The following is a 21262-nucleotide window of genomic DNA, read 5'->3' on the forward strand; positions in this document are numbered from 1 at the left end:
GTCTAGGCCATCAAGGGGTCGAGTAACCGCCCGTGTACGAGCCCGAACCGGAGTACGAGAGCACACGCCAGCGGTAGGTGCCCGCCGTGCCCGAGTAGCTCACGCTCTCGTCAGGGGCCGAGGTGATGCCCTGGGCGACGTTGGACCAGGTGCTGCCCGAGAGCTTCTGCAGGTAGAGGTCGAAGTCGACACCGCTGGGGCCGTCGAGGCAGCCCGTGATGGTGCCGGCCGACGACGAGAAGCCGCTGGTGCTCGGCTTGTAGGTCGAGGCGCCGCTGCTCAGCGAACCGCTGAACGCCGTCTCCTGGCTGGCGCAGCCGGGAGGCGGCGTGGTGCCACCGCCACCGGTGATCAGCGTGACGCTCGCGGCGCTGAGCGCCTCGTTGACCGGCTGGAAGTAAGTGGTGCCGCCGGACGAGCAGTTGCCGGAGCCGCCCGAGGTCATGCCCTGAGCCTGTGTGCCGGCGAGCAGCGAGCCACCGGAGTCGCCCGGCTCGGCGCACACGTTGGTACGGATCAGGCCGGAGACGGTGCCCTCGGCGTAGGTGACCGACGCGTTGAGCGCCTGGATGGTGCCGCAGTGCCAGCCGGTGGTGGAGCCCGAACGGCAGACGGACGCGCCGACGGCGGCCGCGGACGAGCCCGCGACGTTGACCGTGCCACCGCTGTAGTTGTTGACCGCCCCGATCGGGGTGTCGTCGGAGCCGACGTTGACGTACGCGTAGTCGTTGCCCGGGAACGAGGACACCTGGAAGGTGCCGCTCGGCTGGGTGGTGGTGGCGCCGCGCGAACCACAGTGTCCGGCGGTGACGAAGCCACTGGTGACCGAGAAGCCGACGGAGCAGCGTCCGCCGCCGATGTAGTAGGCGTTGCCGCCGATCACGTTGATGAGGGTGCGAGGCATCTCCGCGACCTCGACCACGGAGACGCCGGAGAGACCTGCCCGCTCGACGGCGGTGGCCACGGCGCCCTTCGCGCCCTTCGCCACCTCCATGACCACGGAGTTGGACTCGACGTCCACGTAGGCGGCGGCGACCTTGGCGTCCGGAGCCGCCCGGTAGGCCTTGGTGGCCAGTCGCTCGAGCTGGCTCAGCGACTTGTCGACGGTGACTGCGTTGGCACCGGCGGCACGGACCTCTGCGGCTCCTGCCTTGTCGGTGACGGCGACGAACAGCTCGCTGCCGTCCACCCACGCCCCCGCGTAGCCCTTGTCGAGGGACTTGATGATGGTGTGCTGCTTGTCGGACAGCGCCTTGTCGATCTTGATGCGGTCCACCGCCTGCGCGGTGGTGAGGCCGAGGTCGCGCTCCATCGCGGCGACCATGCCGGGGGCGTAACCGGTCACGTCGGGCTTGTCGGAACCGGCGGCAGTGCCTGCGGTAGCAGCGGTGATGCTGGCGGCGAGGAGCGTCGCAGCGGCTGTAGCCACGGTGATCGCTCTGAAGGATGTGCGTCTCATGTCCAGCGACTCCTTGTCGTCGGGGCAATGAATTCACCCAGTGCGGCAAAGCGTAGGGTCGCTTCCAGGAAACTCCCAGATACCGATTGGGACATATCGGAGCAATATGCGGGCATGCCGAAGAGCGGATAGGGGATGGCCCTACCCGCTCCTCGGCCGAGAAGACGCCGCGCTAGCGGGGTCCGATCACCTCGTCAGCAGGGACACACCGGCGGCGCTCAGCGCCTCGCCCACCGGCTGGAAGTACGTGGTGCCACCGGAGGAGCAGTTGCCCGAACCACCGGAGGTCATGCCCTGGGCCTGCGTGCCGGCGAGCAGCGAGCCGCCCGAGTCGCCCGGCTCGGCGCAGACGCTGGTCCGGATCAGGCCGGTGACGCTGCCCTGGGAGTAGTTCACGGTCGCGTTGAGCGCCTGGATGGTGCCGCAGTGCCAGCCGGTCGTGGAGCCCGAGCGGCAGACGGTGGCGCCGACGGCGGCCGCGGACGAGCCCGAGACAGCCACGGTGCCGCCGCTGTAGTTGTTGACCGAGGCGATGGGGGTGTCGTCGGAGCCGGTGTTCACGTAGGCGTAGTCGTTGCCGGGGAACGAGGACACCTGGAAGGTGCCGCTCGGCTGGCTGGTCGCGGCACCGCGCGACCCGCAGTGACCAGCGGTGACGAAGCCGCCGGTGGCCGCGAAGCCGACCGAGCAGCGGGATCCGCCGATGAAGTAGGCGTTGCCGCCGACCACGTTGATGAGCGTCTTGGGCCGCTCCGCAGCGGTCGACAGCGAGACGGCGGACGCGGGCACGCCCGCCTCGGCGACAGCGGCAGCGACGTCCGCCTTGGCGCCACGGACCACGTCGATGACGATCTCGTTGGTCTCCACGTCCACGTAGTACGACGTAACGTCGGACTCGGACAGCGCGCCGTCCAGGTCCGCCGTCCAGGTGTCGAGCGCCGCGAGCGAGTTCTTCACGGTCACCGGGGTCGCCCCGGCCGCCCGTACCGCCGCGGCGTCGGCAGCGTCGGTCACCGCGACGTGCAGCTCGTCGGTGCCCTCGACCCACGCGCCTGCGTAGGACGACGCACCGAGCGACCTCTCCAGGCTCCGCTGCGTTCCCGCCAGGGCCTCCTGTGCCTTGATCTGCGCCACGGCCTCGGCGGTGCTCAGGTTGAGGTCGCGCTCCATGGCCGCGACCATGCCCGGGGCGTACTGCGCCGCGGCGGCCTCGGTGTCGGGCTGGGCGGCGGCGACGGCGTTGATGGTGCCGGCGAAGAGGCCCACGGTGGCGGTTGCCACGGCGAGACCCCGGAGGGAAGTACGACTCATCTCAGCGACTCCTTGTGTCGGAGAGCAGGTGAAACTGCCACCTGAGGGCGACTATTCACCCGTGCGCTCAACCTAGGAGCAGTCGGACTTCACGTACAGATCACACTCAGGTCATACATATTTCATATGGAGTGCAAAGTGCCCCGCGCGCGTGCCTCGCACCTCGGCCCGCACCCTGCGCTGCACCTCCGGCTCAGCCGAGCATCCCGTACATCGCCAGCCACTGTTCGTACTGCGGGCTGCGCCGCACGGCGTCCCGGTGCGCACGGTGCGCGGCACCCTCGACGGCCTCGAGGTCCACGCGCAGGTCGGCGTCGTGCCGCCAGCCCAGGTAGTGGGTGCGCCGCAGGGGCGCCCCGGCGAGCGGGACCGTCACGACGCCCGGCGGGTCCAGCTGCCCGGGCTCCACGAGCGCGACGGCGCGCCCCGCACGCACCTGGTCGACGGCGGTGGTCCACTCCGCCTCGCCCATGCCACGCGGGGTGAACCCCGCACGCACGCACGCCGACACGAAGCACTCCTCGAGGCAGCCGTGCGAGGGCACGCAGAGCCACTGCTCCTCGGCCAGCTCGGCGAGCGAGACCTCGGGCTTGCCCGCGTACGGGTGGTGCTCGTCGATGAGGACGAACATCGGGTCGGTGCAGACCCGGGTCCACGCGACCTCGCCGGCGGGCGGCGGTGACATGTCCGAGCACATCCCGACCAGCCCGACGTCGATGGTGCCCCGCGCGAGCCGGGACGCCACGTCGTCCGCGAGATGGGGCATGACCGTGGTGACCTGGGCGCCGGGTATGGCGATGTGCAGCTGGTTGACGAAGAGGCCGCCCAGCGCGGTGCCGGTGATGCCTACCCGGACCGTCTCCCCCTTTGCCACGTCGCCGTTGACGAGGCGCTCGGCATCGTCGGCGAGGGCCGACATCGCCGGGAGCAGCACGCGAGCGTGCCGCAGTATCAGCTCACCGAGCTCGGTCGGGCGCGCACCGAAGCGGTCGCGGACGAACACGTTCCCGCCCAGCGACCGGTCGATGCGGTTGAGCTGCGCAGTCAACGCCGGCTGCGCGATGCCGAGAGCAGCGGCCGCCTTTGTGACGCTGCCCGACTCGGCAACAGCGACGACCATCCTCAAGTGCCGCATGTCGAGTTCCACACGGTGGAAAATATCTGTCATAGCACCAGATGTCTCTGTTCTGAACAAGATTTATCGGTGCGCGCGACCGAAAGTTACGTCCGCGAAACGGATGGAGCACCTAGGGCAGAGCGGGTGATGGTGTTCTTGCGTCATTCTGCAAGGAAACCGTCACGGACCAGACGGCGGACAGCCGGGAGAAGCTCTGCGGCAAGGTCGTCGGCGGGGACGTCGAACAGCGACGCGAGCGCACCGACGATCTGCCCCACCGACAGCTCGCCGTCGCACGCGCCCACCAGCGCGGCGAGCGGGCTCGACGCCTGCACGCCACGCCCCAGGCCGTCGCCCTGCCGCAGGATGACTATGTTCGGGTCGGCGGCGCCGGGGGTCAGGTAGCGCTCCTCGGTGATGTCGGCGGCCGTGACCAGGCGCGACGCCGCGAGTGCCGCGTCGTCCCGCGCCGCGAGCCAGTCGTGGCCCGCGAGGCTGCGGGCGATGTGCGCGCCGAGCGGCTGCCGGACCGAACCCGTGTGCTCCTCCAGGCGCCGCAGCGTGACCGGCCCGGACAGCGGCCGGCGAAGGGTCACCAGCCCGAAGCCGACCGCCTCGACGTCCCGGGACTCGAAGTCGTCGAGCCATGCGCCGTAGGCAGCCGCCCAGGCGTCCGGCTCGCGGTCGGCAGTGGTGCCGCCGTCCCGGATCCACGTCTCGGCGTACTCGGCGGGGTCGAGGACCTCGCGCTGGATGATCCAGCCGTCCAGGCCCGCCTCGTCGAGCCACGCGCCGACCCGCTCGGTCCACGGCTCGCCCCGGCGGTGCTCCCAGTTGCCGAGGAGCTGCGCGGTACCACCCGGCGCGAGCACGTCGCCCACCCCGAGGATCAGGTCCCGCACCAGGTCGTCGCCCGCCCTGCCGCCGTCGCGGTACTCGTAGTCGCCGAGCGCGTCGGCGACCGCCCGGCCCGCCGCCCCGGCGTGCGGGGTGATCACGAACGGCGGGTTGGAGACGACGAGGTCGAACAGCTCCCCCGCCACCGGCTCCAGCATCGAGCCGTGCCGCAGCTCCAGCTCCGTCCCGGCGCGGGTGTTCAGCGCGGCGTTGAACGCCGCGAAGGCCAGCGCCCGCCGCGAGATGTCCGTCGCCACCACGTGCTGCGCGTGCCGCGCCGCATGCAGGGCCTGGATGCCGCAGCCGGTGCCCAGGTCGAGCACCCTGCCCGTCGAGCTGCGGACCGTCACCTGCGCGAGCGTGAGGGAGGCGCCGCCGGCGCCCAGCACGTGGTCCGTGGCCAGGCGTCCGCCGGTGACAAGCTCGCCGAGGTCCGAGGCGAGCCACCAGCTCGCGTCGCCGACGGCGTCGACCGAGGAGTAGGGGCGCAGGTCCACGACGGCGCACACGTCGTCGTCGGCCCCCGTGCCCTGAGTGGCGACCAGGCCGAGGCGCTCCGCACCCGCGGTCCCCGTCCTGGGCAGCGCCCGGTCGAGCGCCGCGCGCGGCACCACCCCGCCCAGGAGGAACAGGCCCGCGAGGGTAGCGACCGGGCTGGGCCGCGACGACGGCGTGGCACCCAGCGCGGCGGCCAGAGCCCGGCGGGCCGGCAGGGACTGCTCGCGGTGCAGCGCCGCCGCGGCGACGGGACCCAGCAGTCGCTCGACACCGTCGACGTCGTAGTCGGAGGCGACCAGGTCGTCATGGAGGGAGTCGACGAGGGCACGGTCGGTCACGGGAGGCAGCACGGACCTATCCTGCCCGCAGACGCCCGCCCATCACCACGCGGGGGCCTACCCGCGGCAGTTGGAGGCCACGAACTCCTGCACGCGCTGGGACGCCTCGACCATCGCCTCGGTGTCGAGCTCCTGCTGCGCGCCGCCCACCGCATCGCTCACCGCGGGACCGTCGGTCGCCTTCACCTTCTCGATGTTGTTGGCGACCGTCGAGTAGTACGTGAAGGCGATCGCCCAGTCCCCCGCGATCGCCTCGGGCGGGGTCACGCCCTGCAGCGCGTTGCGGGCGTTGATGAATCCCTTGCGCAGGGTGTCGGGCTGGTCCTCGACCATCGCCGACTGCGCGTTGGCGGCCTGCGTCCATGCCATCTGCGTCTGGGCACATGATGCGGCGTCCGCGGTGGAGAGAACCTTGCCGTCGCCCTGGAACTGGGTCATCCCCCAGCCGGTGCCGAGGCCCAGTGCGGCGGCGGTCACACCGGCGAGCACCAGCACGAGCGTCTTGTCCAGCAGCTTGGGCAGACCCCGGCGCAGGGTTCGCTTGATCCGCTTCTGCTGTGCGGTGTCGGGGGCCGACAGGCGGCCCTTGGGGCGCTGCTTGCCGGCCTTGCGCGACTCGGCCTTCCGCGACTCGGCCTTCCGCGACTCGCCCTTACGGGACTCGGCCTTGCGCGACTCCGGCTCGCTCGGCCCGGCAGGCAGGGCGTCGTCGGGCTCGGGCAGGTCGGGACGGTGCACGGAACCGGCCTCGTCGGGCAGTGCCTCGACCTGGTAGTCGTCGTCCTCGGCCGCCGGACCCTGGTTCGACAGGCCCTGGTTCAACTGGACAGGACTCAGCGGGAAGCCGCCGGCCGGGGTGGGCGCGGACTCGGTCTTCGGCGCACCCTTCGTGCCGGACTTCGCGCCCTTGCCCTTCGACCGCGACTTGACGGCCTTGCCGCTCTTGCCACCGGCGTTCTTGCCACGACCGCGCGTCACGGCGGGCTCTGCGGCCGCTACGGAACCCCAGGGGTTGGCGTCGCCGTCGCTCTCGCCGTCCGCGATGACGGGCGCGGACACGTGCCCCCAGGGGGAGCCTGCCGTCTCGTCGGCAGGGGCCGGATCCACCGGGGTGCCGGCGCCCGCGGCGCTGCCCCAGGGGCTCGGTGCGGGCTCGCTCTCCGCGAGGCTCTCGGCCCACTCGAGGGCGCTGGCCCCGGGCGCGGCCTCTCCGGCCGCGAGGCTCTCCGCCCACGTGAGCGCATTCGATGCGGGGGGACCACCAGCACGAGACGCAGCACGACCACCCCGCGAACCCTTGCGCCGTGTCGCACTCATAGCCGCGCACTTTACCCGCTCGTCCCACCGGCGCAGGAGGGGCAATCGTGTGATACGTGGCGAACTGGGGGTGAAGTTGCTAGAGGTTCAGGTAGTTGATGCTCGACCAGAACACCACGACGATGACCGCGACGATTCCGATCGCGAGCGACAGGAGTCCCCAGTTGCGCGCGCGCCGCGACGCTTTCCTGGACTTGTCGTGCTCCTGGGCCTTCCACAGGGCATTCACGCGCAGCGCGCTCACCAGTGCGACCAAACCCGTCGGGGGGAAGCAGAAGATTGTCACCAGGACGGCGAACACGAGATACGTCCGCGGCGGATACTGCAGCTGCGCGGGGTACGTGTGGACGTTGACGTGCACCGGCGAACGCGACCCGCCCGGGACCGCGGGCGGCAGGGCGGGGCTGCTCATGAACGTCTCCCTCTTCTGTGTAAAGGGAGAACTTAGTCCAGTTTCGGCGATTTGTTGAATGTGCTGGTCAGCCGGGTATTTTGCGCAGTACCTCACGATAGAAATGCACGCCACGACCCAGGGAATCAACGCTCAGGTGCTCGCCCACGCCGTGAATCGACTGCCGCTGAGCGCGCGACAGAACGAACGGGCTGAACCGATAGACGTGGTCGCTGATGGGGGTGAAGGTGCGCGAGTCGGAGGCCGCGAGCAGCACGTAGGGCACCACCACCGCGTCGGGATACGACGCGCCGATCGCCTCGCTGAGCAGTGCGAACTGCTGGCTGTCCGTCGGCGAGACCTCGCTGGGCTCGCTGCTCTGCACCACCTCGAGCACTACCTTCTTGTCCCCGATGATCCGGCGCAGCCGCGCGACCGTCCGGTCCACCGTCTCGCCGAGCGCCACACGCACGTCCAGGCGAGCACGAGCGGACGACGCCGCCACGTTCGCCCCCGCGCTGCCCTGCAGCTCGGTGACCGCGACGGTCGTGCGGACCAGGGCCGCGGCCTCCGGACCGCCTCCGGCGAGCAGCCAGGCGGCGACCTTGCGCAGGGGCCCGGAGGCCAGCCTCGTCGCCAGCTTGAGGCCCAGCCCCTTCCCGCCGCTCACGCCGGGTGCGACGCGTTCCAGCATCGCCGCCGTCGGCGCGTTGACCTTCGCCGCGAAACGACGCCGGGTGACCCGCGTGACCGCGCGGGCGAGACGCACCGTGGCCGACTGCTTGCCGGGCACCGCGGCGTGCCCGCCGACGTCGGAGGTGTACAGGTTGACGCCGACGAAGCCCTTCTCCGCGACACCCACCATCGCCGCCTGCCGGCTCAGCCCTGGGAAGGCGTCCGTCACGACGCCGCCGCCCTCGTCGATCACGAGCCAGGGGCGCACACCGAGCTCGTACAGGCGCCGGACGGCGATCTGCGCGGACTCGCCCGCCGTCTTCTGGTCCGCGCCGAAGAACAGCCAGATGTCCCGCTCGGGCACGAAGCCGTCGCCGAGCAGCGTCTCGACGGCGTCGAGCAGCGCCACGAGCCCGCCCTTGTCGTCGAGCGTGCCGCGGCCGTGCACCAGCCCGTCCCGGATCTCTCCGGAGAAGGGGTTGGTCGCCCAGTCCGCGGCCTGGACCGGCGCGACGTCCTGATGGGCCATGAGGACCACGGGGAACGGGTGCAGCACGTCCTGCCGCCCGCGGCCCGGCCACCGGTAGAGCAGGCCGTGGTCGCCCGCCGGCTCGCTCTGCAGGGCGTGCACGCGGGGATAGAACGCCGCCAGCGCCGCCCGGTGCCTGGCGAACGACTCGTGGTCGGCGGACTGCGGGTCCCACGACGAGACGGTGGGGATCTGCACGAGCGAGGAGAGGTGCGCTGCCGCGATGTGGCCCGCCGAGGCGTGCCGCTCGCCGTACGGCTCCGAGGAGGCGAACGCGGACGAGCCCTTCCGGTCGCCGAGCGCGGCGTCCGGGGCAGCCGGCTGCTCGGCGATCGGCTGCGCCTTCTGCGCCGTCGGCTCGCCGGACGTCGCGCGGGCGGCCTGCGTCCGGCGCCCGTCGGACGTCGTGGACGCGGACCGCGCGAGCGAGCCGTCCGGGCGCGTCGCCGACAGCTGGGCCGGGGACGACCCCCGGCGCGGCTCGGCGGCGGAACCGGGCCTGGGCCCAGCTGCCGGCTCGGCAGTCGGTTCGGCGGTCGGCGCAGCAGTCGGCTGGACTGCCGCCTTGGCGATCATCTCGGCCGTGACCTGAGGGATGGCCTCGGTCGGGTCGATATCGGCACTCACGGGACCTTCTCCTGCTCCGGGTCTCCCACGAAGGGGGCTCCTGCGTCGGGGCTCTCGTCAGCACCCGCGGACCGCGGAGCGTTCGGGAGCACAACACCGCAGACGATAGCGGTAGCACCCGGTTTTCCCCATACCTCCGGTAATGCTGGACGGCGCAGCACCCGACCTCACGGGGGTCGCTGCGCAGTGGTCACCGTGCTGCCCAGTGGATGGCCGTCGCCGCCTGGCTCAGGCCGCCCCGGGGATGCGTACGGAAGAAGACCGAGGTGCCGAACACGAACGCCCGCGCACGTCCCACTGTGCCGGATACCGCGGCAGCCTGCCCGGTGGCGGAGCCCCGCCCGTCCGGTTCCCTGCTCAGGGGCCAGTACCCGGCCCGGAGGCTGCCGTAGGTCAGCTCCGCGGACGTCCCCACGCCCAGGTCGGTGAACCAGACGGCGGGGTAGACGAAGCCGTGGTCCTGCGCGTGGTCGTCCAGCACCTCGCCGGGGGTGCTGGTGGCGATGATGCCGTTGCTCGCCGGGTCGCCGGTCAGCACAGTGCCGCTGACCAGCCCGTACGACTCCGCGGCCGCGAACGCGCCCGCCCCGCGCCCGACGATGGCGCCGTCGTCCCGCAGCCAGGAGAGGACACGTGCGTGACCTGCCGAACCCGCCGGCAGGTCCAGGGACGAGCCGACCCACAGCACGTCGGCGTCCTCGAGCCCGGTGGGGGTGCCGTCGGCCGCGCCCGCCTCGATACCGGCCGCCGAGACCGGCACCAGGTCGTCGAACCCGAGCGCCAGGAGCGACAGCCGGTCGTCCTGGTTGCCCGCGTACGCGACGGTCAGGTCCTCGCCGCGCTCGCCCGCGGCATACTCGGCCCGCGAGACGGTCATGAAGGAGATGCCGTATCGGTCCGCGACGTCGCGCGCCGCGCGCAGCCCACGCGGTCCGACGGCGGCTCGCCCGTCCGCCGTCAGCCGCACGGTCACGCCCTGCCCCAGGAGGTCGTTCAGGGCGCGGTGGTCCTCGACTCCCGCCACGTCGAAGGCGACGTACCGGGCGCCGTCCGGGACGGTCCCGCGCGGAGCGCCACGGCGGACCGGTGCGGTCCGTCCGACGGGGCCGTCGGTGGTGGCGCCCACGCGGTCCACCGTCGCGCCCCAGAGGTAGGCCGGCGACCACGCGGAGACGTCGTACATGGCCGGGACGTCGCCGGAGATGTCCGAGCCGAGCGCGAGCAGCGTGTTCGCCAGCCCGCGCAGGGGCTGGTGCAGGTCCACCACGTAGGAGCCGGCCGGATAGGTGGTACCCGCGACGCGCGTCGATGCGGCCAGCCGCTCCACCTCGACGCCGTGGAACAGCAGCGCGTCCACCAGGTCCTCGGCGTCCGACGCCGACCGCTGGCCGGAGCCGACCGGGATCACGTACGCGCGCGGGAGACGTACCGCGCCCTGGTCGTCGGCCTCGTCCCAGAGCCATTTCCACTCGTCCGGTCCGGGCACCGCGGCGATGTTCTCGGCGGTCAGCGCGACCTTGGGCGCCCCGGCCAGCCCGCGGCGGAACATCTCTGCCTGGTCGGCGAGCATCGAGTCCGAGCTGGAGTGGACGTAGTCGATCATCGATCGCATCACGGTGGCCGCCACCTCGGTGTTCACCGCCGCGTCCGCCCGCGCGGTGGTGCCCGCCGGCTTGCGCGGCAGCTCGACCGTGCTGGACACGGCGCCGTGGAAGAGCGCGTACTGCGCGGTGAAGACCGGCGGGTAGTCGTCCCAGCCCGACGGCGTGTCCCGGTACGGGATCTTGATGGACCCCGTGTTCCCGGCCACGACCTCGCCCGTGTCCCGGTCGTAGTACGTGTTGCCCTCGATCTCGGCCGCGACGACGTCGTCCTCCACCTGGCGGGCTATCGCGTAGGCGTGCGGGAGGAAGAGGTCGTACTCGTAGTTCTCGCCGTGCGGCGGGCCGGCCGGCTCGACCTGGAGCACGTCGGTGTAGCCGTGGAAGTCCCCGGCGAACAGCGGCTGCACCGCCTGCGCGGTGCGCACGTACGAGCGCGCCTCCGGCGTGGCGAGCGTGACCATGTCCCGGTTGGCGTCGAGGCCGAGGGACGTCGAGCGCGTCGCGTGCGTACGACCGTCGGGATTGAGCGTGAGGCTGAACACGAGCCGGTGGTGCTCCAGCATGCTCCGCGTGGCGGTGTCGTCCGCCGTGGCGAGGCGTTCGACGACCCGCAGCGCGGCGTCGGTGCCCTCCCACTCGTCGCCGTGGATGTTCGCGGTGATCCAGATCGGCGTCTTGTAGTCCGCCCGCAGCTCGCGGTCCCGCAGGGCCTCGTCCGGCCGCTCCCTGATCTCCTCGCGCCACGCGGTCTGCCGGGCCGTCTCCGACCGGCGCTCGGGCGCCGTCACGGTGACGAGGTAGAGGTCGCGCCCCTCCGTCGACGTGCCCACCACCTGGGTGGAGACCCGGTCGCTCCGCTCCATCAACCTGGTCAGGTGGGGCGCGAGGTCCGCATGGCTGACGGTGCCGTTCAGCTCGGTGGCGTCCGCTGCGTCTGCCGGGAAGACACGCAGCTCCGGCTGGTACGGGTAGGACGCCGGCATGCGCAGCGGGTCGCCGCCCCGCGCCGGCAGCGGCGCCGGCGGATCGGCCGGACGGTCCTCGCCGTCCGCCGTCGGACCGGCCAGGACGTCGGCCTCGATGCCCCGGCCGAGCCCCGCCGTCGCCACCCCTGTGGTCGCGCGCCCCTCCACGAGCGCGCCGGAAGACCGCGCGGCGGCGGGTGCGGTCAGCGAGCCGACCACCAGTGCGACGCCGGTCAGTGCGACGCCCGTCAGGACGCCGAGCGAACGAGTACGAACGAACAAGAGGTGCCTCCCCAGCGGCAAGTCGGCCAAGTCTGGCCCACCGCCCGGGCAAACCGGAACAAAACATAGTGTCTACCACCTGGTTCCCCTGGCCCTACGGGGAACACCGCCCAGAATGCCGTTGACCTGGCGGTCGCCCGGCGGTGCACTGTGGCGATGAGCACCGAGCGATGGACCTCCGCAACTGTCTACCCCGACATGTGGACAGACCCGGACGACGACCCGCGCGAAGCGCTGGCGAATCCGGTCGGCGAGAAGGAAACCCTCTGGAACTATCTCAAGCACTACCGGATCACGCTGGAGATGAAGTGCGAGGGGCTCTCCGCTGAACAGCTCGCGCGGCGCTCCGTACCGCCGTCGACCCTGTCGCTGCTCGGACTCGTGCGACACCTGGCGCACGTCGAGCAGAGCTGGTTCCAGCGGATCCTGCAGGACCAGCCGGACCTGCCGAAGCTGTTCGGCAAGTCGCCGGAGAACCCGGACGCGGACTTCGACGACGTCGTGGCGGACCCAGCGATGGTTGAGGACGCCTGGGCCACCTGGCGGCGTGAGGTGCAGGCGGCCGATGCCTGGCTGGCGGCGCTGCCCGAGGACGAGCTGGGGCGCACGGTGCTGCGCGGCGACGACGTGATACCGGTCCGCGACGTGCTGGTCCACATGATCGAGGAGTACGCCCGCCACGTGGGCCACGCCGACCTGCTGCGCGAGTGCGTGGACGGCCGGGTAGGCCAGTAGCGAGGTTCGCGAAGTAGAGCGCCTGTCCGAGTCTCCCGGCTTCACCGGGAGGAGACTCGGACAGGCGCTCTACTTCGCCATGGTTCTACTTCGGCGTCAGACGACTGCTTCCTCTTCGGCGCGGTCCTGCTCCGCCTGCTGCTCGGCGTCCACCCGGCTGGCCCGCATGCGGGACCAGATGACCGCACCGAACGCCACCGCCGCAGCCACGAGGGCGATGCCGATCCGGAGCGTGTGGTTGGCGTCCGCGGGGACGCTCATCGCCACGACCGCCGGGGCGATCAGCAGCGCGACCAGGTTCATCACCTTGATCAGCGGGTTGATGGCCGGGCCGGCGGTGTCCTTGAACGGGTCGCCGACGGTGTCGCCGATGACCGTCGCTGCGTGGGCGTCGGAGCCCTTGCCGCCGTACTTGCCGTCCTCGACGATCTTCTTCGCGTTGTCCCAGGCGCCGCCCGAGTTGGCCAGGAAGATCGCCATGAGGACGCCCGTGCCGATCGCACCGGCGAGGAAGCCGGCCAGCGGGCCGACACCGAGGCCGAAGCCGACGGCGATGGGCGCGAACGCCGCGAGCAGACCCGGCGTGATGAGCTCGCGCAGCGAGTCCCGGGTGCAGATGTCGACGACCTTGGCGTAGTCGGGGCGCTCCTCGTACGTCATGATGCCCGGGTGCTCGCGGAACTGGCGGCGCACCTCGAACACGATGGCGCCGGCGGCGCGCGTGACGGCGTCGACCGCGAGCCCCGAGAACAGGAACACGGTGGCCCCGCCGAGGATCACGCCCACGAGGGTGACCGGCGAGATGATGTCGTAGTTGAGCATCGAGGTCACCAGTCCGGTGCCGACGTTCCCGACCTGCGCGAGCGCGTGGGACACGGCGTCCGCGTAGGAGCCGAACAGCGCGGTGGCGGCGAGCACCGCCGTGGCGATCGCGATGCCCTTGGTGATCGCCTTGGTGGTGTTGCCGACGGCGTCCAGGTCGGTGAGGATCTGCGCGCCCTCCTCGTCGACGTCACCCGACATCTCGGCGATGCCCTGCGCGTTGTCGCTGACCGGGCCGAACGTGTCCATGGCGACGATGACGCCGACGGTGGTGAGCAGGCCGCAGCCCGCCAGCGCCACCAGGAACAGCGCGAGCGGCACCGAGCCGCCGGCCAGCAGGAACACGCCGCAGATCGCGGCGGCGATGATGCCCGCCGTGTAGACGGCGGACTCGAAGCCCACGCCGATACCGGAGAGGACGACGGTCGCCGCGCCCGTCCGGGAGGTCGCTGCCACGTGCAGCGTCGGCTTCTTGTCGGTACCGGTGAAGTAGCCGGTCACCCAGAGGATGACACCGGCGAGGACGACGCCGATGAGCACGGCGAGCGCGGACACGACGCGCGGGTCGGCGGTCACGTCGGAGAGGTCCGCGGTACCGGTCATCTGGCCGAACGACGCCGGCAGGTAGGCGAAGGCGGCGATCCCGGCCAGCACGGCGCCGACGATCGCGGAGATGTAGAACCCGCGGTTGATCGCGGCGAGGCCGCTCTCGCTCCCGCGGACCCGGGTGATGAAGACACCGAGCAGCGCGACGAACGCGCCGATCGCAGTGACGATCAGGGGGAACACGAGACCCTGCTCACCCATGGCCGCCTTGCCCAGGATGAGGGCGGCCACGAGGGTCACCGCATAGGACTCGAAGAGGTCGGCCGCCATACCGGCACAGTCACCGACGTTGTCACCCACGTTGTCCGCGATGGTGGCGGCGTTGCGGGGGTCGTCCTCCGGGATGCCCTGCTCGACCTTGCCGACCAGGTCGGCGCCGACGTCGGCCGCCTTGGTGAAGATGCCGCCGCCCACGCGCATGAACATGGCGAGCAGCGCGGCACCGAAGCCGAAGCCCTCGAGCACGGCCGGCGCGTCCACGTCGTAGACGAGCACGACGAGCGCGGCGCCGAGCAGGCCGAGGCCCACCACGGACATGCCGACGACGCCGCCGGTGCGGAAGGCGATGCGGGCGCCCTCGGCCCGGCCGCCCGGACGGGTGGCGGCCGCGGCGACGCGGACGTTCGCCCGCACCGCGAGCCACATGCCCAGATAGCCGATCGCGGCGGAGAACCCGGCGCCGAACACGAACGCGACGGAGCGCCCGATCCGGATGCCGCTGTCCCCGGGCAGCAGGAAGAGCAGTCCGAACACGACCACCGCGAACAGCACGAGGGTGCGGAACTGCCGCTTCAGGTAGGCGGATGCGCCCTCCTGCACGGCCTGGCCGATGTCCTGCATCTTCGCGGTTCCATCAGGTGCGGCGAGCACCTGGCGGCGCAGCACGAACGCGCACACGAGTGCGAGTACCGCGATGAGGGCGATCACCGCCACCGTGGTGTAGCTCCCCGCGCCGAAAACAATGCCGTCTTCGAGCCCCATTCGTCCTCCTCGACGAGCTCTGGGAAGTCCCCAGAAAGTGTGTTGCCCTGCACGGGGTTGACCCGTACAAGGCCTAATGCGTCCCGCCAGCGACGTCGATGGCGGGAAGAAGCCAGAGTCTACCCACATGTGACGCCAGTCACTATGTCTATGGGGTCGCCTAGCGGAGCCCCGCAGCCGTGGTGAGCTCGCGGATCTCCTGGAGCAGCCGCGCGGCGTCCGTGAGGTCCGGCAGCACGACGTCGGCGCCCGCCTCCACGAGCCGGTCGGCTGACGTCGTGCCGGATGCCACGGCGATCACGCGCGCGCCGCCCTCGAGCCCCGTGCGGACGTCCTCCAGCGAGTCCCCGACGATCACCGTGTTGCCGAGGTCGAACACGGTGCCGTACCGCTCCCCCGCGCGGCCCTGCGCGACCGCCACGAGGGCCGGCCGGTGCGCGTCGTCGGACGAGAAACCACCCACCGCGGCGTCCACGTACCGGTCCATGCCGAAGACCCGCAGCTTGATGAGCGCGTTCGCCTCCAGATTGCCCGTCAGGACCGTGGTCACCAGGTCGGGCTCTGCCGCGACAGCCTTGAGCGCCTGCATGGCCCCGGGCAGGACGGAACCGAGGTTCCGCACGTCCTCGGTGTGCGCCGCGAAGCGCAGCGGCACCGCCTCGAGCATCCGCGGCAGCAGGGCCTCCGCCTCATCTGCGCTGACCCCGTTGTCCTCCAGGAGCCCGCGGATCGCCAGCGGCATCGTCACGCCGGTGCCCTTCGCCGGGAGGCGTTCGGCGGGTCGACCCACGACCTCGGCGAACGCCTCCCGGTATGCGGTCCGGTCCACCTCCCCGACGTAGACCAGCGTCCGGTCGATGTCCCAGAGCACCAGGGCCCTGGCCTCACCGCCGGAGGTGACCGGTGCGGTCACGACGTGAGTGCCGCGATCCGCTCGGTCAGCACCCGGGCGCCCACCCCGGACCGGCGCGACGAGCCGCCGCGACGGAGGTCCGCCGACAGGTCACGCAGGTGCTCCCGCAGCCGCGCGGACTGCACGGTCTCCGCGATGCTCACCGCCTCCTCGCCCGTGGCGCACGCGGCGTCGAGGTCGCCCGCCCTGGCGTGCGCCTGAGCCGCCCGGCTCAGGAACAGCCCGTGCGTGCGGCGCTCCCCCGCGCGCTCGGCCTGGATCGCGTGCCCGAAGCTCTCGACGGCGCGCGCCGTGTTGCCGAGGGCCAGGTGCGCCGAGCCGGACTGCCCGTGGATCTCGCCCTCGTTCATCCAGTACAGCCAGTGCGGGTCGTCCTCGCCGCGCCCGCGGGCGCACAGCTCCGAGGCCTCGCCGAGGGCACGGCGCGCCGCCTCGCCCTCGCCGGCCGCGGCGTGGCCGCGGGCCTGGCGCGTGAGCAGCGTCGCCGCCAGGTGGGGTGCGTCGAGGCGGGCGATCCGACGTCGGCCGGCCTCCGCGGCGCGGACCGCGTCGCGCGGGTCGCCGCTGGAGTAGCCGTGGATCGCGAGGTAGGACAGCGCCCCCGCGCCGAGCCGGTCGTCGGCAGCGGCGTGCGCGGCTCGCAGACCGGCCAGCATGTAGGCGCGCGCCGTGTCCGTGCGGCCGGCGTCGAACGCGAACCAGCCCGCCTGCGTGGCGGTGTCCGCGGCGACGGCGGCGAGCTTGCGGCCCGTGATCTCGTCGTACGTGCTGCGCTCCAGGACGCGGACCACCAGGGCGAGGTGGGCGCGGGCCAGGTCGGCCACCGCCCCGCTGCCCGAGCCCTTGTCCATGACGCGCAGCTCGTCGAGCGTGCCCTGCAGGTGGCCGCAGAGCTCGAGCGAGACGCGGGTGCCCGTGGTCGCACGGCGCAGCGGCTCGGCCTGCTCGGCGTCCCAGCTCTGGATCATCGAGTTCAGCGCGATGCCGGACGCCGGACGCGGCGAGTCGGTCCCGGCCGCGTCGCTCATCGCCGTGGCCGATACGGGGCCGTTGGCGTCCGTGGGCAGCCAGTCCGCCGTGTTGTCGGCGACGTGCGCCAGGCGGAGCGCGGTGAGCATGCGGTCCGCCGTCCACGGCAGCACCGGGTCGGGAGCCGTGGGCGTCACCGGCTCCGGCGCCGCAGCGGCCTGGCCGGACGCGGCGGTCCGTGCGGTAGCGGCGGCGTCGGGCAGCGGGCTGATCCCCGGGAGGGGGAGCCGGACCAGGTCCGGCGGCGTGCCCAGGCCAGTCAGGAACTGGACGACGCGGGAGACGTCGGTGAGGCGGCGGTCACCGCACTCGAGCATCGACAGATAGGACTGGCTCAACCCGGTCAGGGCCGCCACGTCCTCCTGACGCAGCGGGACCAGCTGCCGCACCATGCGGCTGACCTGCCCGAAGTCCCAGTCTGCGAGCGCTGACCGGACGGCTTCGTCCTGCCAGACCCGCGTCGGCACGCTGGGCAGTGAGACCACGGGCACTGACTCGGTGCGCCTGCACGCGGCGCAGCGAGCTTCGGAGTTGTAGCGGCTGAGTACACAACCACATCGGGCACAAGTGCGAACGGTGGCACGAGGCAACGGGGGCTCCTGGGGTCCGGCATTTCTCTTTTGCCGAGGTTACGGCTCGGATGACCACAGTGGTATCACCCCCCTGAGGTCACTGCATCCGGACGGTACTAGGTATTTTCTTCCACACCAACGGCCAACTGAGAGCGTACGTTTTCGCAGGTCAGCCGGGATCTTTTTTGGACAAACGTCCAACTCGTGCCCGAATTATGTAAATTGTAGACCGGGACAGAACCAACGAAACATGCATAAGCCCAGGTCACTCCGATTAACCGCCCTAGCGGCCCGTTCCGGGAGGATTCGACGTTTCAGCGTGCGAAAACAGCCTCCATGGCACGGGTCAGGTACCACGGATCGACGACGGCGGTGAGCTCGCGCGCCGAGTGCATCGATAAAATTGCTACTCCGATGTCCACAGTGCGGATGCCCAGACGCGTCGCGGAGATCGGTCCGATGGTCGACCCGCACGGCAGCACATTGTTGGAGACGAACTCCTGGGTGGGCACCCCCGCCGTCGCGCAGGCCGTGCTCCACGCCGCCGCGCCGTGCGCGTCGGTGGCGTAGCGCTGGTTCGCGTTGATCTTGAGGATCGGGCCGCCGCCCGCCACCGGACGGTTGGCCGGGTCGTGCCGCTCGGCGTAGTTCGGGTGCACCGCGTGCCCTACGTCGGACGACACGTGCAGCGACGCCGCGAACGCCCGTGCCCGGTCCTCCGCCGTGGCGCCCAGGGCTGCCGAGACGCGGTCCAGCACGTCCTCGAGGAACGGGCCTGCGGCGCCGGAGCGGGACTCGCTACCTATCTCCTCGTGGTCGAAGGCCGCGAACACCTGGATCGAACCGGCCCCGCCGGTCGCCTGGAGCAGCGCCGTCAGCCCCGCGTGGGTGGAGAGCAGGTTGTCCAGCCGCGCCGACGCGAACAGGGCCTGGCCCGCACCGAAGGCGCGGGCCGGCTGGGTGTCGGCCAGCACCACGTCGTAGCCGCCGATGTCCGCCGGGTCGACGCCGGCGTCCGCCGCGAGCGCCGCGAGGACGTCCGCGCTCTCCGCGTCCCCCAGGCCCCAGACGGGCTGCGTGTGGCGCTGCTTGTCGAGCGTGAGGCCGTTGTCGTTGACGCCGCGGTCCAGGTGGATGGCGAGCTGCGGGATGCGCAGCATCGGGCCGGTGCGTACGAGGTGCTCGGTGCCGTCATGGGTGACGATCCGCCCGGCCAGCTCGAGCTCCCGGTCGAGCCAGGAGTTGAGCAGCGGCCCGCCGTACACCTCGACGCCTACCTGCCACCAGCCGCCGGCGCCGTGCGTCGTCGGCTTGGGCTTGAGCTTGAAGCCCGTGGAGTCGGTGTGGGCGCCCACGATGGTGAACCCGGTGGTGGGGCCGGCGCCGTCGGGCACGGTGAAAGCGATGACCGAGCCGTCACGGACCACTACATAGCGTCCGCCGTGGGTCACTCCCCAGGCGGCGTCCTCCGCCAGGCGGGTGAAGCCCGCCGCCTCCGCGCGCCGGGCCACCTCCTGTGCCGCGTGGTAGGACGACGGCGACGCGGCCACGAAGGTGCCGAGGTCTTCGGCGTGGGCGCGGGCTGCGTCCGGGACCACTGAGGGCTGGCTGGGGTCGACGGACCGGGCGGGAGATGTCTGGGCAGTCACCGGGCCATTATGTCGCCCTGCCCGCACGACCCAGACGTGTCAGACGCTCAGGTCACCCGGGTGACCTGAGCGTCTGACACGTCGGTGGGTCAGCTCTCTGGCGTCGCCGGTTCCAGGGAGACCCAGGCTCGGCCTACGCCGTCGGGAATGCTGGGTAGCCGGATGTCGAGGGTCGCCCCCGCGTCCGCCGGAATCTCGATCTCGTCCCCGGCCTCGTCCCCGTCACAGGAGATCTGGGTGGACGCGAGCACGTCGCCGGTGGGCCACAGCACCACCTCGATCGGCAGCAGGACCTCCGGGTCCGGTCCGTCGCACTGGCCCACGACCCGCATCGGCGTGCCGGACGAGTAGCGGGGCCGGGTCAGCTCCGCGGTGACCCAGTCGGTGGTGCGGTCCAGGTCGAACCGCGCGACCTGGCCGTCGACCGGCTCCGGAAACTCGATCACCGACTCACCGCCACGCTCGTTGGTCGGGCTGTGGGCGCCGTCGGCGTCGATCCGGACCTGCACCGGGTCGCTCACCGCCACCGCCAGGCCGCCCGATTGGTCGGTCGGAAGCGCGACCACCCGGACGTCGTAGTCCCCCTCGGGCAGCGGTGTCTCGAAGACCGTGCTGTCACCGGTCCCGCTGGGCATGCAGGTCGAGACCGCACCGCCCAGGGCCTCGATGACATCCGCCCCGGAACCGAGCAGCGGAGCGCGCAGCTCCGACGCCACGAAGACCTCGGTTCCCACGTCCACCACCACGCCGTCCTGGCTCCACACCAGTACGGGGGCCCCCTGGAGCGTCCCATCCCCCTCCTTGACGGTCGCCGCCATGCCGCGCTGCGTCACGGGCTCGCCGCTGCTGAGGTCTCCCGGCCGCTCGTAGATGTCGCCGGCCGGCGCGACCGACCAGCCCTGCGCCGTGGACTCCAGATCGGCCACCGGCATGCCGCACGTCAGGTCGGTCCCGGCGAGCCACTCGGGCTGGTAGCCGTCCCGGATCTGGAGGTCCGGCCTGGGCGACGGCGAGGCCTCAGCCGACTGCGAGGGCGCGGACCCCCCCGGCAGCAGCACCTCGGCCTGCTCCGGAGGCGCGAGCTGCCCCGCCCCGAGCACCAGCGCGCCCGCCAGGGCGAGCGTGCCGCCGCCGAGCCCGCCCAGCTTCGCCGTCCGACGGCGCCGCACCCGCCTGCTCATCGCCGTCATGGTGGCCGCAGGGCCTGTGGGCGACTCAGGATCCACCCCGCCTGCCATCGCACCGAAGGTCTGCTTCAGGAGATCGGCCTCCGCCGGGTCCTCCCAGCCGTGGTCCTGGCCCCGGCCGTCGTCGTGCTGGTTCATCGCAATGCTCCTTCTGCCGTGGCCGATCCAGCGGCCGATCCAGCCGGTTCCAGCACGTCCCGCAGGACGTGCAGCGCGTCATGGAGGTGGCGCTTGACGGTGCCCGGGGCGTTCCCCAGCGTCTCCGCCACCTGGTTGATGGTCATGTCCTCGAAGTAGCGCAGCACCACGCACGCCCGCTGCCGGGCCGAGAGCCGCGAGAGCGCCTGCACCACGTCAGCCCGGGCGGTGATGCCCGAGTCGGGAAACCGCACCCGGTCGTCGGTCGCGACCTGCGGCTCGATGTCCGCCCACCTCTTCCGGCGGCGCCAGCCGTCCAGGTACAGGTTCAGCACCATGCGGCGCACGTACGCCTCGGCGAACTCCACGGCCTGCCGCTGGGGCCGGTCCTGCTGCCCGTCCAGCGGCACGGTCTGCATGCCCGACGCCGCAGTGCCACGCCGACCGCCCGGCCGCACCAGGCGGGAGCAGTACTTGACCAGAGCCTCCTGCACCAGGTCCTCGGCCTGCCGCACATCGCCGCACAACGTGTACGCGTACCCGACGAGCACACTGCCGCGCTGTGCGGCAAGCGTCTCCAGGTCTTCGTGCCAGCCCATTGCCGGCTCCTTCCTGCTGTC

15 protein-coding genes are annotated in these 21262 nt (G+C 71.8%); 1 reads left to right on the forward strand and 14 read right to left on the reverse strand.

The features are described from left to right. Positions 1-10: 10 nt before the first annotated feature. The 8 genes from ACFO6V_RS13300 to ACFO6V_RS13335 all read right to left on the reverse strand — a co-directional run bounded on the left by ACFO6V_RS13300 (position 11) and on the right by ACFO6V_RS13335 (position 12010). The gene (locus ACFO6V_RS13300; RefSeq protein WP_377136090.1) at positions 11-1459 is read right to left on the reverse strand and encodes a S1 family peptidase; all 1449 of its coding nucleotides are present in this window, start codon (positions 1457-1459) and stop codon (positions 11-13) included. Positions 1460-1645: 186 nt separating this feature from the next. Beyond that, positions 1646-2770: a S1 family peptidase gene (locus ACFO6V_RS13305; RefSeq protein WP_377136092.1), complete on the reverse strand. Its 1125-nt coding sequence runs from the start codon at positions 2768-2770 to the stop codon at positions 1646-1648. A gap of 193 nt (positions 2771-2963) precedes the next feature. Next, positions 2964-3905: a LysR family transcriptional regulator gene (locus ACFO6V_RS13310; RefSeq protein WP_377136094.1), complete on the reverse strand. Its 942-nt coding sequence runs from the start codon at positions 3903-3905 to the stop codon at positions 2964-2966. Positions 3906-4048: 143 nt separating this feature from the next. Continuing rightward, positions 4049-5632, reverse strand: a complete 1584-nt coding sequence (locus ACFO6V_RS13315) for a DUF7059 domain-containing protein (RefSeq protein WP_377136096.1) — start codon at positions 5630-5632, stop codon at positions 4049-4051. A 45-nt stretch (positions 5633-5677) separates the two neighbouring features. After that, a complete protein-coding gene (locus ACFO6V_RS13320) occupies positions 5678-6937 on the reverse strand; it encodes a hypothetical protein (protein WP_377136098.1) in 1260 nt (419 codons plus the stop codon). A 79-nt stretch (positions 6938-7016) separates the two neighbouring features. Beyond that, a complete protein-coding gene (locus ACFO6V_RS13325; protein ID WP_377136100.1) occupies positions 7017-7349 on the reverse strand; it encodes a CD225/dispanin family protein in 333 nt (110 codons plus the stop codon). Between the two features lie 67 nt (positions 7350-7416). After that, on the reverse strand, positions 7417-9159 hold the full coding sequence (locus tag ACFO6V_RS13330) for a M20/M25/M40 family metallo-hydrolase (RefSeq protein WP_377136102.1): 1743 nt from the start codon (positions 9157-9159) through the stop codon (positions 7417-7419). A gap of 190 nt (positions 9160-9349) precedes the next feature. Then, positions 9350-12010 carry a M14 family zinc carboxypeptidase gene (locus tag ACFO6V_RS13335; RefSeq protein WP_377136104.1) on the reverse strand — a complete coding sequence of 887 codons (2661 nt, stop codon included), beginning with the start codon at positions 12008-12010 and terminating at the stop codon, positions 9350-9352. A gap of 156 nt (positions 12011-12166) precedes the next feature. Here ACFO6V_RS13335 and ACFO6V_RS13340 point away from each other — a divergent pair, with 156 nt between their 5' ends. After that, positions 12167-12745, forward strand: coding sequence for a DinB family protein (locus ACFO6V_RS13340; protein WP_377136106.1), 579 nt, complete (start codon positions 12167-12169; stop codon positions 12743-12745). Between the two features lie 96 nt (positions 12746-12841). Here the strand turns inward: ACFO6V_RS13340 and ACFO6V_RS13345 are convergent, their stop codons facing one another. From ACFO6V_RS13345 to ACFO6V_RS13370, 6 genes are all read right to left on the reverse strand, one after another. Beyond that, the gene (locus ACFO6V_RS13345) at positions 12842-15154 is read right to left on the reverse strand and encodes a sodium-translocating pyrophosphatase (RefSeq protein ID WP_377136108.1); all 2313 of its coding nucleotides are present in this window, start codon (positions 15152-15154) and stop codon (positions 12842-12844) included. Between the two features lie 160 nt (positions 15155-15314). Further along, complete coding sequence (locus ACFO6V_RS13350; RefSeq protein ID WP_377136110.1) at positions 15315-16067, reverse strand: HAD family hydrolase; 753 nt, start codon at positions 16065-16067, stop codon at positions 15315-15317. After that, the gene (locus tag ACFO6V_RS13355; protein WP_377136112.1) at positions 16064-17581 is read right to left on the reverse strand and encodes a helix-turn-helix domain-containing protein; all 1518 of its coding nucleotides are present in this window, start codon (positions 17579-17581) and stop codon (positions 16064-16066) included. Before ACFO6V_RS13355 ends, ACFO6V_RS13350 begins: the two co-directional genes overlap by 4 nt. Positions 17582-17982: 401 nt before the next feature. Continuing rightward, the gene (locus ACFO6V_RS13360; RefSeq protein ID WP_377136114.1) at positions 17983-19317 is read right to left on the reverse strand and encodes a M18 family aminopeptidase; all 1335 of its coding nucleotides are present in this window, start codon (positions 19315-19317) and stop codon (positions 17983-17985) included. A gap of 89 nt (positions 19318-19406) precedes the next feature. Further along, on the reverse strand, positions 19407-20642 hold the full coding sequence (locus ACFO6V_RS13365) for a hypothetical protein (RefSeq protein WP_377136116.1): 1236 nt from the start codon (positions 20640-20642) through the stop codon (positions 19407-19409). Then, positions 20639-21241 carry a sigma-70 family RNA polymerase sigma factor gene (locus tag ACFO6V_RS13370; protein WP_377136118.1) on the reverse strand — a complete coding sequence of 201 codons (603 nt, stop codon included), beginning with the start codon at positions 21239-21241 and terminating at the stop codon, positions 20639-20641. Before ACFO6V_RS13370 ends, ACFO6V_RS13365 begins: the two co-directional genes overlap by 4 nt. Between the last annotated feature and the right edge of the window lie 21 nt (positions 21242-21262).

This window comes from Promicromonospora alba, assembly GCF_042654905.1.
Lineage (GTDB): Bacteria > Actinomycetota > Actinomycetes > Actinomycetales > Cellulomonadaceae > Promicromonospora > Promicromonospora alba.